Genomic DNA, 257 nt, shown 5'->3' with positions numbered 1-257 from the left:
CATTTACTTTATCGGTATCGCTTTTTAATTGTCTTAAATTTGCACTGTTTGACGTGTTTTTTGCTTATGACCCGCAGCGTGCATACAATGGCGTTTTGTGGACGATGAGTATCGAGCTATACGGTTCAATGCTTGTCTGCTGCGTGCTTGCGCTATTCGGAAAGGAAAGTAGGTGGATTGCTTACGTTGCCTGTGCGCTGGTATGTGCGCTGCTGAACAGTCCGTTACTGGCATTTATATTTGGAATGATGTTGGCA

1 protein-coding gene is annotated in these 257 nt (G+C 44.4%); it reads left to right on the top strand.

Features of this window, described 5'->3' with window-relative positions:
* The coding region (locus SB725_RS32330) for a hypothetical protein (RefSeq protein ID WP_410923589.1) at positions 1 to 257 on the top strand (257 nt) is incomplete at both ends.

The sequence above is a fragment of the Pseudomonas sp. SIMBA_041 genome, assembly GCF_046535095.1.
Taxonomy (GTDB): Bacteria; Pseudomonadota; Gammaproteobacteria; order Pseudomonadales; family Pseudomonadaceae; genus Aquipseudomonas; species Aquipseudomonas mucoides.
The sequence above is the reverse complement of the archived record's forward strand: the minus strand, read 5'-3'. Positions and strand labels throughout refer to the sequence as shown.